This window comes from Microbulbifer variabilis (genome assembly GCF_020524905.1).
GTDB lineage: Bacteria > Pseudomonadota > Gammaproteobacteria > Pseudomonadales > Cellvibrionaceae > Microbulbifer > Microbulbifer variabilis_A.
Map to the genome: position 1 here is coordinate 182,438 of NZ_JAIVKI010000007.1, position 16,060 is coordinate 198,497.

At 47.1% G+C, this 16,060-nt stretch carries 9 protein-coding genes; 6 read left to right on the forward strand and 3 right to left on the reverse strand.

Going from position 1 to position 16,060, the window contains the following annotated elements; translation table 11 throughout:
• Positions 1–109 precede the first annotated feature (109 nt).
• Both LC073_RS10550 and LC073_RS10555 read left to right on the forward strand, forming a co-directional pair.
• Positions 110–1,192 carry an efflux RND transporter periplasmic adaptor subunit gene (locus tag LC073_RS10550; RefSeq protein ID WP_226646804.1) on the forward strand — a complete coding sequence of 361 codons (1,083 nt, stop codon included), beginning with the start codon at positions 110–112 and terminating at the stop codon, positions 1,190–1,192.
• Positions 1,189–4,293: an efflux RND transporter permease subunit gene (locus tag LC073_RS10555; protein WP_226646806.1), complete on the forward strand. Its 3,105-nt coding sequence runs from the start codon at positions 1,189–1,191 to the stop codon at positions 4,291–4,293. The genes LC073_RS10550 and LC073_RS10555 overlap by 4 nt, the downstream gene beginning before the upstream one ends.
• A 115-nt stretch (positions 4,294–4,408) precedes the next feature.
• Here LC073_RS10555 and LC073_RS10560 read toward each other — a convergent pair whose 3' ends face one another.
• Positions 4,409–10,153, reverse strand: coding sequence for a PA14 domain-containing protein (locus tag LC073_RS10560; protein WP_226646808.1), 5,745 nt, complete (start codon positions 10,151–10,153; stop codon positions 4,409–4,411).
• Between the two features lie 497 nt (positions 10,154–10,650).
• Between LC073_RS10560 and LC073_RS10565 the strand changes: the two genes are divergently transcribed.
• Positions 10,651–11,388, forward strand: coding sequence for an Asp/Glu racemase (locus LC073_RS10565; RefSeq protein WP_226646810.1), 738 nt, complete (start codon positions 10,651–10,653; stop codon positions 11,386–11,388).
• A 95-nt stretch (positions 11,389–11,483) separates the two neighbouring features.
• Here the strand turns inward: LC073_RS10565 and LC073_RS10570 are convergent, their stop codons facing one another.
• Positions 11,484–12,101: a TetR/AcrR family transcriptional regulator gene (locus LC073_RS10570; protein ID WP_226646812.1), complete on the reverse strand. Its 618-nt coding sequence runs from the start codon at positions 12,099–12,101 to the stop codon at positions 11,484–11,486.
• A gap of 199 nt (positions 12,102–12,300) precedes the next feature.
• On the opposite strand from LC073_RS10570, the gene LC073_RS10575 reads away from it, so the two are divergent.
• The gene (locus LC073_RS10575; RefSeq protein ID WP_226646814.1) at positions 12,301–13,269 is read left to right on the forward strand and encodes an alpha/beta hydrolase family protein; all 969 of its coding nucleotides are present in this window, start codon (positions 12,301–12,303) and stop codon (positions 13,267–13,269) included.
• A 288-nt stretch (positions 13,270–13,557) separates the two neighbouring features.
• Here LC073_RS10575 and LC073_RS10580 read toward each other — a convergent pair whose 3' ends face one another.
• Complete coding sequence (locus tag LC073_RS10580; RefSeq protein ID WP_226646816.1) at positions 13,558–14,382, reverse strand: AraC family transcriptional regulator; 825 nt, start codon at positions 14,380–14,382, stop codon at positions 13,558–13,560.
• A 126-nt stretch (positions 14,383–14,508) separates the two neighbouring features.
• Here LC073_RS10580 and LC073_RS10585 point away from each other — a divergent pair, with 126 nt between their 5' ends.
• Complete coding sequence (locus LC073_RS10585; protein WP_226646817.1) at positions 14,509–14,937, forward strand: organic hydroperoxide resistance protein; 429 nt, start codon at positions 14,509–14,511, stop codon at positions 14,935–14,937.
• Between the two features lie 182 nt (positions 14,938–15,119).
• Positions 15,120–15,941: an alpha/beta fold hydrolase gene (locus LC073_RS10590; RefSeq protein ID WP_413231445.1), complete on the forward strand. Its 822-nt coding sequence runs from the start codon at positions 15,120–15,122 to the stop codon at positions 15,939–15,941.
• Positions 15,942–16,060 lie beyond the last annotated feature (119 nt).

Sequence of the window (16,060 nt, forward strand, 5' to 3'; positions counted from 1 at the left end):
GGTACAAATTACAGGTAAATAGCCAAAGACAACTCTCTGTGAAGATGGCAATCTTGAGAGCACGTTTTTTAGCCACTCAATACATTTGACTTTTTCGTAAGGAACACGAATGAGGAATATTGCACTGGTCAAAACAATAAAAATAGGCTGTTGGCTAATCACATTGGCTCTGGGCTCAATGGTTATGCATGCGGCTGGTCAGGAGCGTGTCATCGTGGAGAAGGCTTTGGAGTGGCAGCAAGCCGTGGAGACCACGCTGTATTGTACGGTTAGCGTACCATTTGTACATGAAGTGTCCAGCCATAATCAAGCAGAATTGACTACGGTAAAGCCCGTCGGTTCGACGATCAAAGCCGGTGAATTGGTGGCGGAGCAGGATGGGTATTACCTAAACAGTGAGATTGCGGTCATCCGCACCGATCTTGAGCTTGTAGAGGCACAACTTAAACATGCAAAAGACGAATTGGCGAGACTTGAGACCTTAAGGCAAAGCGAGATGGTGTCTCAATCCCAGCTGAGTGTGCTGCTACTTCAAGTCAATACCTACCGGCTGAATAGGCAGCGATTAAGGCAGCAATTACAAACCAGTGAATATCGCCTAGAACATCTGAAACACTATGCGCCGTTTAGTGGTCAAGTGATACAAGTGAATGCTAGTCCGGGTGAGAGGTTAAGTCCCGGCCAAGGAATTGCGCAATTGTTACCACTGGAAAAGAAGCAACTGGAATGCAAGGTTCCCCAAGATCAAGCGCCTGAAGTCACCTCCCTGGAAAAGTTTGAATTCCATCTTCAGGGTGAGCCGATCTTCTTACGTGATATTGGCGTAACGGTAGAAACTGATACTCAAAATTTGACTCTCTATTTTGAAAGTAATGGAGATCAGTACCAATCGTTATTGGTGGGGCAGCGTTTCCAGGTTTCCATGCTCGAGAGAGCAGAAAATGCATTGCAAACCGAGAGTATTACCCGGGTCCCATCAGATGCCGTCAAGCTTGAAGGTAATACACATCAAGTTTGGGCAGTCGATGGACAGAATAAAGTACATAAGGTGCCAGTAAGAATACTCGACACTTTGGATTCCTATTTCGTTGTCCAGTCAGAAATCCAACCCGGTGATTTATTGGTTGTGGTTGGGCATGAAGGCTTGCAGGTAGATCAGGATGTGATACCGGTGAATAAGGCACAGTCATGAAGCTTTTGGAGAAATACAGCGCGGTAATCATAAGCTGCGGTTTCTTATTAGTTATTCTAGGAATTACCGCTGGCCTTAAATTGCCCAATGCACTATTGCCGGTCATTGATCGCCCCCAAATTGCTCTCGCGACATCCTGGCCTGGTAAGACAGCGAGTGAAATAGAGCAGGCTCTCGTTGCTCCCTTGGAACAAGAGTTATCTTCAATAGGTCATCTCAAGGAGATTCAGACCAATACCTCCAACGGTTTTGCCTGGACTACCATGACCTTTCACTTAGATGCCGATATGGAGCAGGTGTATATTGATGTGCTCTCGCGCATCAACCAGGTACCAAACTGGCCTTCACACGTTCGGCTACCTCGTGTCTTTAACTTCAGTAATGGTGCCGGCGCTACACTAGCCAGCTTCTTCCTATATTCGAAAACTTCGGCTAGTGAAGCTGAACTCATCCAGGCTTTTAGAGACCATATCCAACCCGCTTTTAGTAAAGTCCCTGGTGTCGCTTCGGTGATAGTCGCAGGCACACCCATGGAGCAGCGTGTCGATATCGAGTTCGAACCGGTCAAGCTTGCCAACCATTCGCTAACCATAGATGAAGTGCAATCCCGTCTCAATGATCTGGTAGATCGGTCCGGTGGAAGTCTGAAAATTGGTTCCAAAGAATATGGGCTACATTTCAATGGCCATGTTCCATTGAATGAACTTCGCAATATACCCATTGCCAGCAGGGGGCCACACATTATTCAACTGGGGGATATTGCCACAGTCCATACCCGATTGGTTTCCGATTGGAATTACTTTGCGCTCCAAGGAAACCGAGCTTTCTATTTCTATTTACAACCGGCAGAGAATATCAATGTTTTAGATTCCATCGATAGCATCAAGCAGGTGATCGATGAGTTGAATCGTGGAGACTTGTCGAATTTAGGAATGGAGGTAGCGTTTAGTCGCGATGACTCAAAGAGTATACGAAGCTCACTAATGCTTGTTTACGGAAGCCTGATAGTGGGAGCATTACTGGCTTGTCTTGTCCTGTATTGGTTCTTGCGAGATCTAAGGACTCTGTTCCTGATTTTTCTCAGCATACCGGTCTGCGTTGCTCTTGTTACCCTTGGAATGTACATAGCTGGCAAGAGTATGAATGTCATCTCTTTGGCTGGCGTGGCTCTATCCATCGGGTTGTTGGTTGATGCCGCTATCATTGTTGTCGAGAATATCCAGCGGCTACGGCAGCAGGGTTTGGGACTTTTACCATGTATTCGCAGAGGGACTCAGGAGGTCAGTGGTGCATTGGTATCTTCGACAATCTCCAGTGTCATCGTGTTCCTGCCAATCCTCGCCATGCAATCGCCCACTGGGCAATTGTTTATGGATCTCGCCTTCACTATCTCCAGTGCACTTTTGGCTTCATTGTTGTTCGCTCTGGTTCTCTTGCCGGCGATAGCACGGTATACCTTGAAAGGCTTATCAGAAAAAGTTTCTCGAGAGAAGGGTAATGAGTCCAATCGAATACTATCGAAATTTATAAATTGGTCGGTGTTACCGGCAACGCGCCGGCAATGGGCTTACGCAGTGTTATTGCTCTGTGTCCCAGTAGCACTCATTGTTGCCTATGTTGCAGCTCCACCTATTGATGTATTGCCAGAACCCAAACAGGCAATGGTTTCCACTTATATCAATTTTGAAGAGCCCATGGCTTTGGATGTCATTGAAGAGGAAGTAGCCCAGATCATCCAGAATAGGATTGAACGAAATATCGGTACTCGCAGTTCACAGATTTCTACCTATGGAATCATGTGCTACCCAGCTATGTGTAATCTCTATTTTTATACTCATGGGGATTGGGAGTTTGATGAATTCAAGAATTGGGTCGAAACAGAGGTTGTGCATGATTTGGTCGGCACAAGGATATTCACCCGGCAAGGTCAGTTGCTGCAATTTGCCATGCCTAACAGTCGGGTTAGCCAGCTAGATGTGAAGGGCGCAGAACTTCCAATCCTACAGTCTGTGGGAAGAGAATTATTGGCTCACCTCAGGTCTGAGTTTCCAAATGCCCAGATTCAGGAAGGCACAGCGCTAAATGACCGCGGAGTGCGTATTGAATTTCAGCCAAATCAGGAGCAGCTCATACAGTTTGGAGTGAGTCTATCGGACTTCAATCGTTATCTCGTAACGTTAACCGATGGGGTATATCTGGGAAATTTCTATACAGGGACTAATACGCTCCCATTCTATTTGAAGTCTAGAGATCCCAGGGATCTTAAGCAACTTCTTGATACGGAGATAATGATTGGAGGGCATGGTTTGGTTCCTCTACGTCAACTGACTGAAGCAAAAATTACCCTGGCCCCAGATAACATTCTTCGTGTCGACCAGGATGTTAGTGTTTCTTTGAACCTAACACCGCCTGCAGAAATTGCCATGAAAGATTTTATTGATAGTGTCAGTGGAAGCGTCAAACGCTTTATGAGTACCGGTGAGTATCAGGGGGTGCACGTTCAGTTTCGTGGTAGTGCCAATGAGCTTAAGGTGTTTCTTCAGGAGTTCCTCTATCTATTTATTGCTGCTTTAGTGATATTAGGAATGATCATGTCCTTTACCTTGGGTTCTATTAAGTTGGCTGCAGCTGTTTTACTCGCGATACCCTTATCATTTGCTGGTGGTATGCTGAGCCTTAGCTTCCTTAACCTATTTGTGACGCAGAATCTCGATGTTATTACGATGATAGGTTTTGTAATGCTGATGGGACTCGTGGTGAATAACTCTATTTTATTGGTCAACCAGTATCAGGCGGCAATGAATGAGGGCGCGAATCAATTTGAGGCGATTAAAAATGCAGTGAACTTGCGTATTCGCCCGATAATGCTGACTACCATAACGTGCATATTAGGCAACTTGCCTCTGGTTCTGAATCCCGGTGATAGCGCAGCGATATATCGAGGTCTTGCAGCGGTCATTACTGGTGGAATGCTTTTTTCCGCTCTCTTGGTATTGGTTTACATGTCAGCCATGTTATCTCTTCCTTTATTCAAACTTCAGCGAAGTGTTATGAATTCTGAGGAAGAATCGAGAACGTTGAGCGTGGATGCTCTGGTGTAAGATATTTGCCCAGTTAGAGATGCTCACAATCAAATCAATACACAAAAAGCCAGGAAGAAAAATCTCCCTGGCTTTTATCTCTTATTATCTACTAATTTTCTATTAATGGTGCTAGTTAATCACTCTCGAATACCCAGTATTCTCCATCGCTAGCATCACAAGCACCCTGATAAAGGGATTCTCTATTTGCGATGGATGCTGTTTCGATACACAGGTTAGAATGTGCTGGCCGGATTCGATAAGAGCCATTTCCCTGGTGCTCCAAGTAAAATCTCTGGCTGTTATCGTCAATGGCCTCCCACTGATACACATTGGCACCTTCAGCATCGTTGGCAGCCTCCACTGTCATCAGCTTGTTACTATGGAGCACGGTGAGGGTATAAAGGCCATCACTAACTTGTGTAACTTGCCATCGTTGGTTGTTGTTGCCGTGGCAGTCCCATTGAATAATATCTGCTCCATTGGAATTACTCGCCCCGGTAACATCTGCGCAACGGTCGCTGGCGGCATTGACGATTACATAGGTCCCATCGCTCACTGTGCCTGAGCTGGAGTCATCGGTTAGGAAAAGCACATTATCGGGTATTGCTACCTTTGTAATTCCCGGACCTTCGTAACTCATTTCCAGCAGTTCGCCGCCATAGTATTCAAAGAATTCGATGACTATATGGTGTCGGCCAGCACCGAGATTAATATCTCCAAAGCGATCGGCCGGCCCGTGAATACCATCATTACTTACCACCTCTTGGTCGTTAATAATGAGGCGAGAGCCATCATCGGACCGGGTGTAAAACCGGTAAGTACCAGCTGTATCAATCTGAATATAACCTTCGTAGCGGAAACCAAATAGATCATCGCGCTGGCGCAATGTCATATCAATGTTGGCAGTAGTACCCGTAGCAACGGGAGTCAGCTGGGTGAAATCCGGTAATTCGTTCCAGCTGCCTTCGTAATAGGCGTAATTGAGGCCATTGCCGTCATCATTACCTCCATCTTCCACGTCCGCCAGTTGTGCAACCTCCTGGGCTGTTAGGGCTTTGCGATAGATACGCAGATCGTCCAGATAACCCTGGAAACCTTGTGAGCTACCGTCACCACCGCCGGAACCATCCCCTATGGCAGATTCATATTGATTGATTTCACCGACCAGGGTGCTCAGGTCTCCCTGACCAACTACCTCTCCATCAACATAAAGCGTCAACTGTTCACTAGAAAAATCGGCCACCATGGCGACATGGTGCCAGTTACCATCATCAATAACCCCTTGAGTGGCTTCGACACGTACGGTGTTGTAGCTGTGATTGTCATGATCCTGGGCACTGATTAACGCTTTGATGCTACCGTTGCTGGACGTGGTGAAAGCAAAGCCGCCATTTCGCCCATAGTAATACTTATTGGAAATCAGTATTTGCTCCTCAGTGACTGAGGTATCGGTTTTCACCCAAATGGCAAAGCTGAAATCCTGACTGGTGTGGAGGTTGAGGAAGTCGACAATGGGGTAGGTCTCCCAATAATGTAGAACGCCTTCACCATTGAAATAGGCTGCTGAGCCCTCGTAGCCGGCCTGGCCAAAGCTGACCCCGTCTCCGATGACCCGTGCTTTGATACCGGATGCATCATCCGTGGTCGAGTTCTCGGAATAATTATCAAAGGTGTAATGCAGGGTGAGAGGGTCGTTTTCATCGCGAACCCAGAGTTTCACTTTAGTAGTATTGCCTGCTAAGCCGTTGGCTTGCACACGATACTCAAATTGATCGGGCCCGAAATAATCCGCATCGGGGGTATAAGTGAAACTACCATCCCCATTGAGAGATAAGTTGCCATACTGGGTTGTACTGATTAGTTCAGCCGACAAGCCATCACCTGAATCATTGTGCAAAACACCCTGTGATTGGTCCACATTCAGTGTGTTATCCGGGGCTGCCGTGTACTCGTCACCGATTGCCGCTGGTCTCCCCAGCTGTGGCAATGCCGCTTGGGCTATCCGCTCGCCAATCACCACATAACTGTCATCACCGTAGTGATAGTAAGGCCTTAAATCACTGGATATGACCAAGCTGGCATTCGGGTCCTCTTCAGCAACAACCCGTTGAGCTTCCATGACTACCTCACCGGCTGCACCGCGGTTATCGTTAATTTGTACGATGATAACCGGCAGATCTGATTGACCGAGATCATTACGAATCGACGTCAGTAGATTGCGAAGATGATTTTCATAATTATCCTCAGTACCAAAAGTATCGTTGTAACCTTGGAACCAAATGAAGCCGGCTAATTCATGATCGATATCCGCTAACTCGTTCGAGCGGAAAGCGTCAAAGCCGGTGATCATCTGGTCATACAGGTTGCCCTCGTTGCCGCCGTATGCCAGGGGGCGCCAGTGATCGGGGTTGTCCAAAGTGGTGCCACCTTGAGCGGCTTTGAACATGGCTATCTCTTCATCCAGAACATCGCCCAACACATGGCCCATTTTGAGTTCGACCCCAAAATTACCATTGCCGTAACCATAACCAGGCTGAAGCGCTCCCAGGGCCTTGTTGGGGCTGATAATTGCTTTGATAAAGACGTCATCCCTCGCAGTATTCAGAGCGGGGTCAATAATCTCCAGCGCACTGTTGCTGCCATGACCAACCATATTGGATTGTCCGGCCATCAAATACAGTTTGGCCGGGGTTACTGAGCCAACAGGGTTGACCGTTATCGAGACTGTGGCTGGCTCGCTGTCTTCAGTGCCATCATTGGCGATATAGGTAAAGCTGTCATTACCGCTATACCCATTAGCCGGTGAATAAACCAAGTCTGGGGCCTGGCCACTTAGGGCGCCGTGGGAGGGTGGGTTAACCACAGAATATGCGAGAGTATCGTCATCGGCATCTGAAGCCGTAAGGGTGATGTTGATCGAGCTATTTTGGTTCACGGTTACCATCAAGTCATCAGCTACCGGGGCCGTGTTGTCGGAACCACCGCCGCCACCATCTTCACCGGTAAAGAGTAGGGTGTTTGGAATGGCCATTTTGTCGATACCGGGTCCTTCGAGACTGACCCCGAGCACCTCGCCGCCGTGAAGCTCAAAAAACTCCACCACAATTGAGTGACGACCACTGGTCAGATCAACCTGCCCAGAGTTTTCACGCGGCGCATGCACGCCATCATTTTCCACCACGGTTTGGCCATCAATAATGAGACGAGAACCATCATCTGAGTTTGTATAGAATGTGTAACTTCCCGCTGTGTCGATCTGAATCTCACCCTCAAAGCGAAAACCGAACTCATCATCGCGATCTCGGGGGCTGATATCGAAATTAGCTGTGGTACCGCTCTTAACGGCTGTCAGTTGTGAAAAATCAGGCAGAGAATTCCAAGACCCTTCAAAGTACTCATAAAGAACACCGCTTGTGTCACCAGAACCGCCACTACCAGTGCCGGAATAGACAATATCATCGGGTAGGGGAGTTTTATTGATGTTCGGCCCTTCGATACTTACTTCAAGCACTTCGTTACCTCCATGCTCGAAGAAATTCACCACTAGCGCATGCCGCCCTGCACTCAGTTCAATCTGTCCAGAGCGCTCTTGAGCAGGATGCTCACCATCGTTGTCGACTACCATCTGCCCATCGATATAGAGGCGCGAGCCATCATCAGAATTGGTGTAGAAGGTATAGGTTCCGGCAGTATCGATCTGAATCTCACCTTCAAAGCGGAAACCAAAAAAGTCGTTGCGATTGCGCTGGCTGATATCGATATTGGTCGAGGTACCTGTGGCAACGGGAGTTAATTGGGTGAAATCCGGCAGTTGATCCCATTGGCCCTCATAATAGGCCCAGTTCAAGCCGTTGTTGTCGTTGCCATCTGTGGCACCGGCTTCAATCAGATAATCGTAGCGGTAGGCATCCCAATCGGTAAACTTTTGCGAGGGCGTACTGGCTACCACCAGGTATAGGGTCTCCCCGCTACTGACCGGCACAGTGACAGTGCTTTCCTCGCCAGCACTAACAACAGGGATAGGGTGGTAACGTCGCTCTTTAGAGTCTTCGTTATAAACCACCGCTTGCGCCCGGAATTCGGCATATTCTGGGTTTGTGACCGAGGGTCGTACACCGATGAGGTAGGTTTCATCACGCGAGACTTCCACCTCATAAGCGTTATATGCCCAGCTGCCAGGACGGTACCGCTCGGGTACTGCGACCCACTGCCCATTGGTACCCTCAACACCATAGAATTCTGAGATCTTATTATCGACTTCTTCATCGGGTAAGTCGTCAGGCTGTTGACTCACCATGCGGCCATAGGAATCCACCTCCGCTTGACGCCACTGCTCCCCATACTCAGGGTAATCCCAGGTAATCGTACGCGCAGCAAACTCTGAAAATACCTCACGCATATCGTATCCTGCCTGAGCCACCAGGTCGTACATGGCGGCTATAGGGGCAGAGTAACGGCGGTCGTCATTATAAATATCACCGATAAATTTTCGGTCGGTAACGTATTCACTTAAATAAAATTCATAGATACCGGCACCATATTGATGACCACCTTTATAGGCATCTATGATGCCTTCCTCCAATGGTGAACTTTGATCCGTGTGGAGTGGCTGATGAGGCTGCAAAGTATACATGCCCAACAGGTTTACTCCGTCATGCCCCGGCTTTTGCGAATAGGCACCCCAGTTGGCAGTCGACTCCTGTAACATTTTGCTACCGCCGCCGGCACGGGTTTGATAGGAATGGAAGTTTTCATGTAGGACATAATTATTCCAGGGATTATCTTTGTTGAAATTGTTTACCCAGGAATTCCTATAGGCTTCTGTTAGTTGTAAGTCGCGTGGCTTTTCATATTCACCACAGAGATTCCCGTGAATGTGCATACCTGTGGCCAGTACATTGTGTTCCCAGGTCATATCATGGGCATTAACCTGGTACTGAAGGGATGCATCAGAGGTTTCTACATCATTGGGCCACCAGATACATTGGTATACCGAGCAGAGGTAGTTGGGGTATCCTTCAAATGGCGTTTCCCGGCTACCACTATCATCACAATCCTCGCCGAGTAAATTGGCTTCATCAGGAGAAAGGGCTCGGTTAAAAACCCGGAGATCCCAGATCTTGCCAGTATAAGGACCAATATTCATCACACCGGTCAATGTATCTACACCGCTGGCGTCCACATTATGTTGTATTACATTGCCATTGAAATACGTGGTTACCATATCCAAGTCGATAACCGCAGTGACTTGGTTGCAGCTATAGGTTTTTGAAATACTTTCGCTGTTGATAATTTCGATATCATCATCGCCATGGAGCTGTGTAGTGATTATTCCCTGTCGTTCGATTACCGTTAAACTACTACTGCTAATCAACGTATTGGTTTGTAGCGCTTGAGAAGGTATATATTTAAATGAAACCGTTAAAGGTAGCCCAGCACTACTATTGCCAAAGTCCAGTGCAATAGCTTTTGCGGTCATATCTGTACGGCTTATGAATGGGAAATCATCGCCGTCATCAGGTTGTATCCCGGTATAGGTGGTTTGAACCAAGTGCCCATTACCAGATAAGTCTGTATTGGTAATCTGGCTCGGGACATAAGCAAAGAGGCTATTAAAAGAACCTTTACCTGTTTGATCGAGAGAGCAGGTTGTCTCGCAGCGATTGGCCATGCAACTCTCACCATTTGAGCAGCTACCACAATCAACGGTCTCTCCACTTTCGCCACGAATCACTCCACACTCAGCCAAGTGCACACTACAGTAATTGGCTTCGCTAGCCAGGGAAAATCCATAGGCTTTTACAAAGAGGCAGGCGGTGAATAGTGTTATCAGGTGCCACAATTGCAATTTTTTAAAGGGTTTTCGACGTTTGTTCATAGCGTTTATCCAGCTTATCCTTTTGCTTTAAAACTATTTCTAATGAAATGCGTTTTCTTCAAAATACACTCAGGACTTCAATGAAACATAAAAGTTGGCAGTCGAGCTTCAACAAAAATTCTTGAGTAAAAAGATCAGAACTGGATGTTAGTCGAACGTTTTGAGAGGCAACATTCAGCCCTAGTGGAAACGGCGACTTATTTTGTTTTTATTCTATGTGGCAAAAATTAATTTATCGTTTGGCGACAGTGAGGCGTTAAAAAATTTTTAGAAACTTACTCTTATTAACTTTTGTAATTAGTTAAATTGGATTCTAAATAGGTCTTTGACCTAATAACAACCCATACTCAAGCAGGCACGATGCGACCAGGTGTTTGCTTATCACCGGTAGCTATATAAACCCTATAACCCTACTATAATCACATAGTTTTCCCTTCCCTTATTTGGCCTCATGTTGTGTAAATTAATGTCAGTCATTTGGTATAAGAGGTGGGTGCATGCAATACAGAATTGGCCAGATTGTGCCCAGCTCCAATGTCACCATGGAGATAGAAGTACCAAGAATTTTATGTTGTGGGGAAAGGGTATTATCCGACCAGCTTTCTTTTCATTCCGCAAGGGTGCATATGAAAGATGTGACCCAACGCGAGCTTGGGTTTATGCGCAGCCGAACGTTCAATGCCTTGGATGACCTGCTTGATATATCCCCAGACATAATAGTTTTCGTATGCTTAGTCGCTGTGATGACGGCTGGCCCTGGTTACCATAGAGAATTCGAATCGACAATCGCTAAACACATTAATCAGCAGGGAAAGAAAGCGAAGACTATTACCAGTGCAGGAGCTATTATCCAGACACTTCATCAACTTAATGTAGCGTCAATCAGTCTTATATGTCCATATTCTGATGACCTTACTGGCATCGTATTGGAGTATATTGAGAATGAAAATATCAATATAGCCAGTTATAAAAATCTTTCAGTAACGGATAATGAAGCAGTAGGACGATTGGACCCTAAAAAGCTTATTGACTACGCTAAAGAAATTTACACCAAATCGGCAGATTGTCTGGTGATCTCTGCCTGTGTGCAAATGCCGAGTTTACCTGTGATACAGACAGTTGAAGATTCAATTGGTCAGCCAGTTATCTCCGCTTCTTCAGCTACCGCATATCAAATATTACGTAAATTGTCTCTTGATACACATATCCCCAATATGGGTGTTTTATTTTCATGATAACCAGAATGTAAATTTCACAGCTGATTTTAACAGAGTTGCGATTGTCACCTGATCATCATATGGAATTGGGTTTTTACAATTCACTTTTGGTTTTAAACGCCACGGGAAGTCTTTTTCTCAAACTGCAGCCCATTAATCAGTAAATCCAGAATACGGTAAGTATGCTTTATATCATCGGCGTTGTTGGTAACAGATAAGTTGCCAATTGCTCGTAATAAATCATAGGGATCAACAACCTCTTTGATTTCTCCTGAATCTCTTGCAGCTATTAATAATGAGGTCAGGGCTGGTTCAAAGTTTGCGCGAAAATAGGCTGGAAGAGCCTCGAAGGCGGGGTCGCCAGAGTGTAGGGCTGCTGCAAGCCCTTTTTTGGTTGCGAGAAAGTCGACATAGCACTTTAGCCATAGTTTTAGCGCTTTTAGGGGAGCATTTTCGGTCGCCAGAGTTGTGGCTTTAGCGGCGCAATCGTCCACTTCCCGGCGAAAAACGCTTGCCACCAGGTCCGAGCGCTGGGGGAAGCGGCGGTATAGGGTACCGATACCCACTCCTGCTTTTGCTGCGATATCCCTGACGGGAGCATTAACACCAGAGGTCAAAAAGATCTCTTTGGCGGCTTGCAGCACCGCATCCTCATTGCGGAGGGCATCGGCCCGCAGGGGGCGTTTCTTTTCATCTTTTGAGACTTTCACTGCATCTTTTTGCTTAGTCAAACCTAGCTCTCACAACTCTCAATAATCTGGATAAGGCAAAGGTAAAGGCTCAGCACCGCTTGACAAGCGGAACATTGCTCCACATACTCCTAGCTGATAAGTGGAACACTGATCCGATTACCCTGAACCTTGTTCCATTTAGCCCAGTATATTCGACCCATCTGCATTACGTCACTGTACAAACAAATAGAGACTTGCCATGAACAATCTCATTGATAAGGCCCGCCTATTGCCGGTTGGCAAACGTGTTCCCGCTGTGTCCATCAGCTCAGTAAACCTGTCAATGCCGGGTAGGGGGCATCCGCTGGAAATGCGAATTAGCGCTCCTATAGAAGGAACCGGCTTGCCGGTTATTGTACTCTGCCATGGGCACGGTCCTTCTCTGTATCTTCCCTCTAAGGATGGCTATGGACCACTAGTTAACTTTTATGCTGAGCATGGATTTGCGGTTATTCAACCTACCCAGGCAAATTCAAAAATCGCGGGCTTAGCGCCCGATGCTCCAGGAGCCCCCCTGTTTTGGCGGGCACGTATTGATGAGATAAAACATATTCTTGATCATCTCAGTGAAGTAGAGGCACAGATCCCAATGATTGCTGGGCGTCTGGACCACAATAAAATCGCTGCGGTTGGACACTCTGCAGGAGCCCAGACCGTTGGTATGTTGCTCGGTGCTAGATTGAGCGATCCAAAGGATGACAGTGCAAAAGAGGTCAGTGCCTATGAGCCACGTATCAAGGCCGGTATATTGCTAGCCGCTCCGGGAAAGGGCGGTAGTGATTTAAGTGAGTTTGCACAGGAACATTATTCAGAGCTAAATCCTGATTACTCTTACTTGGTGACGCAGACACTTGTTGTTTATGGGGACCAGGATATTAATCCTCATTTAACCATTCGTGGTGCGGATTGGCATGCCGATCCCTATCATTTAAGCCCTGGTAGTGACAGCCTGTTAACCCTCTTTGGTGCCAAACATGGGCTTGGTGGTATTGCCGGTTATGATGCTAAAGAAACGGATGATGAAGATCCTGATCGATTGGTAATTACTCAACGTATGACTTGGGCCTATCTAAATTCCGCCCTGAACGAGGGTAATCCAGCATGGCAGGAAGCCTGTAAAGCTTTGGAGGAACATGCTGGCCACTTGGGAAGTGTAAATCAAAAGTAGGGTTGGACAACTCCATAAACCATACCGCATAGCAGAGTCCCTTAAATAAGATTATCACTTTGTTTCTTATAAGTTGGAAAGAGAATCTAAGGTGTAAAGAAAATCTTCACCAATAACCATGTGAGTCATGGCGTCTACGGTTAGTCAATGCACAAGGATGTGTTCTTAATATGTGCCAACAAAAGATACTCTTCACTGCCGATTTAATATTAGCGCAGGAACTTCACGGTAAAATTTATAGTTCCTAGGGTAATCGTTATGTCCAGTAACAAACTGAAGAACCTTTATCTAATTTGTTTGCCGTTTGAGCCACTCTCGTGGTGATTGCCCTACGCAGGACCTAAATGCACGCGATAAAGCAACTTCACTTCCATATCCAACCTCACCAGCGATCAGTTTAAGTGATCGACCTTGTTCCAAAGCGCGTTGCACGAGCGTAATTCTCCATCGTTGTAAATAAGATCCAGGCGTACAGCCGACTTGATTGCGAAAGGTTTCGGCAAACACGCTGCGCGACATAACAGCTTGATTGGCCAGTTCTTCAAGAGACCAGTTGTGAGCGGGGCGTTCATGTATGGCAATGAGGGATAGGCGTAACCGTGGATGAGCCATTCCTGCCAATAAGCCAGCCTGTGTTCGACCATCCTCCATTAGGTGGCGGAGCACCTGAATCAGTACAACCTCAAAGAGACGGTCTAGCATGGCTTGCCTACCACAGTTTTGGGCGAACGCTTCTTCAAACAACAAATCCAGTAGGGGTTTTGCACCAGGCAGATCCGAGAGTGGGAGACAAACAAAGGCCGGCAACGCAACCGCCAAAGGGTTGTACTGGCCACCATCGAAGCTGAGGTTGGCGCAGGCAAAATCTGCCCCCTGTTCAGGATCGGTGATAAACCGGTGAGAGAGTGGGCGCGGATAAAATAAAAGGCTGGGCTCTGTGACTTGGGCGGCTAGCACGCCGTTATGGCGTACTTCTACCTGGCCCTGACGGACCAGATGCAGTTGGCCGTGACCATCTTGGGCGGGCAAATCATTGATTCCACAGAGTGCCCCCGTGTTAAACACCCGCGCTGTGATTGAGAAGTGATCTAAGAGTGCGGCCAGTCTGTCCACTGATTTTGATACTCTGGGTTAACTTTGGCGGACTAATAGTGACATATCGTCTGAAAAATGGACATATATTTTAACCCGCTAGCAGGCATAACGCCTTTAGCCCCCATAGAACCAAGGAGTCAATATATGTCACTCGAACAGATTCTCTATACGGCCGAAGCCACGGCAACCGGAGGTCGTGAAGGCCGAGCAGTATCATCGGATGGGTCACTCGACGCCCAACTCTCTACCCCCCGTGAATTGGGTGGAGCAGGTGGCCCAGGTACAAACCCTGAGCAACTATTTGCGGCGGGCTACTCTGCGTGCTTTCTAGGCGCACTGAAGTATGTCTCAGCACAGGAGAAAATTGCTCTTCCTGCTGGGGCACAAATCAAAGGTAAAGTGGGTATCGGTCCAATTCCGACAGGGTTTGGCATCCAAGTGGAGCTGCACATAACTCTGCCTGGGCTGCAAAAGCCAGAGGCGCTAGCACTGATCGATAAGGCTCATATTGTCTGTCCATATTCGAATGCGACACGCGGCAATATTGATGTGAACTTATTGCTTACCGATTGAGTAACCCTGGTTACCGATTTATTTCCCAAATTTAAAGGAGTAAGAAAGTGAAATTACTTTCTCGCAATTTGAGCGTGCTAGCAGTGGCTTTTCTCACCACTCTCATCGCCACGCCGTCGTTGGCCGGTTTGAATTCCAACCCAGCAACCCCTGTTGCGCCGCTCACTAAAACAGCGAGCACCATCACCACGCGCGACGGCGTACAGATTTACTATAAGGATTGGGGCCCTAAGGATGGAGAGGTCATCACTTTCAGCCATGGCTGGCCGCTTAGCTCGGATAGCTGGGAGTCACAAATGATGTTCCTGGCATCTAAGGGCTATCGCGTTGTGGCGCATGATCGTCGTGGTCACGGCCGCTCCAGCCAGCCTTGGGAAGGTAATGATATGGATCATTATGCCGATGATCTGGCGGCTGTCCTTGATGCACTGGACTTGAAAAACGTGACCCTAGTTGGCTTCTCAACTGGCGGAGGGGAGGTAGCACGTTATATAGGTCGCCACGGTACGAAGCGTGTTAAAAAGGTAGCACTTATTTCATCTGTAACGCCTTTTATGCTTCAAACAAAGTCCAACCCAGGGGGATTACCACTCAAAGTGTTTGACGGCATACGCAAGGCCTCTATGGAGAATCGCTCTCAGCTCTATCTTGATATCGCATCGGGCCCATTTTATGGGTTTAACCGACCAGGTGCAGAGACCTCGCAGGGCTTGATCCAGTCTTTCTGGGCACAGGGTATGCAGGGTGGAAACAAAAATACCTACGATTCAATTGCTGCCTTTTCCGCGACGGATTTTCGTGAGGATTTAAAGAAATTTGATGTACCAACTTTGATTTTGCATGGTGATGATGACCAAATTGTACCAGTCGACAATTCGGCTCGCGCCGCTGCAAAACTGGTCTCCAATGCTAAGTTGGTAATTTACCCTGGGGCACCACATGGTCTTGTTGACACCCATAAAAATCGAGTAAATCAGGACTTGTTGAAATTTCTGCAGGATTGAATTTATCTTTCACGGTTGCCCTGCGATTTGCGGGGCAGCCTTTAAAGCCATTTGAAACTATTATGTCCTGTCTAAGAAAGCTTTAACACCGTATAAAAAGCTTTAGCAAAAGTAAGGCG

Excerpts from the sequence above, each read along its gene's own strand:
- LC073_RS10550 (WP_226646804.1), top strand. The coding sequence starts at position 110 with ATGAGGAATATTGCACTGGTCAAAACAATAAAAATAGGCTGTTGGCTA.
- LC073_RS10555 (WP_226646806.1), top strand. The coding sequence starts at position 1,189 with ATGAAGCTTTTGGAGAAATACAGCGCGGTAATCATAAGCTGCGGTTTC.
- LC073_RS10560 (WP_226646808.1), bottom strand. The coding sequence starts at position 10,153 with ATGAACAAACGTCGAAAACCCTTTAAAAAATTGCAATTGTGGCACCTG.
- LC073_RS10565 (WP_226646810.1), top strand. The coding sequence starts at position 10,651 with ATGCAATACAGAATTGGCCAGATTGTGCCCAGCTCCAATGTCACCATG.
- LC073_RS10575 (WP_226646814.1), top strand. The coding sequence starts at position 12,301 with ATGAACAATCTCATTGATAAGGCCCGCCTATTGCCGGTTGGCAAACGT.
- LC073_RS10585 (WP_226646817.1), top strand. The coding sequence starts at position 14,509 with ATGTCACTCGAACAGATTCTCTATACGGCCGAAGCCACGGCAACCGGA.